A 552-nucleotide genomic window follows, 5' to 3' on the forward strand; every position below is an offset into this window, starting at 1 on the left:
GCAGCGGCGCTGAATACCAGCGGCCAGCTGACGATCACCGACCCTGACTCGGGTGAAGCGCATGTGGTGGCGCAGACCAATGCGGCCGGCACCTATGGCGACTTCTCGATCGACGCGGACGGCGCCTGGACCTACACCGGCAACGGCGCGCACAACGAACTGACCGCGGGTCAGGTCGTGACCGACACCTTCACGGTGACGAGCCAGGACGGCACGGCGACGGGGACGGTGACGGTGACCATCACCGGGACCAATGATGCGGCGACGGTGAGCTCGGACTCGAAGTCTGTGACGGAAGGCGACACGGCAGCGGCGCTGAATACCAGCGGCCAGCTGACGATCACCGACCCTGACTCGGGTGAAGCGCATGTGGTGGCGCAGACCAATGCGGCCGGCACCTATGGCGACTTCTCGATCGACGCGGACGGCGCCTGGACCTACACCGGCAACGGCGCGCACAACGAACTGACCGCGGGTCAGGTCGTGACCGACACCTTCACGGTGACGAGCCAGGACGGCACGGCGACGGGGACGGTGACGGTGACCATCACC

Annotated in this window: 1 protein-coding gene; it reads left to right on the plus strand. The window is 67.0% G+C overall.

Features of this window, described 5'->3' with window-relative positions:
* Positions 1–552 (plus strand): VCBS domain-containing protein (locus AC1D00_RS44615; RefSeq protein ID WP_477015147.1); only part of this gene is annotated, 552 nt, incomplete at both ends.

The sequence above is a fragment of the Bradyrhizobium sp. P2_E8 genome (assembly GCF_056403875.1).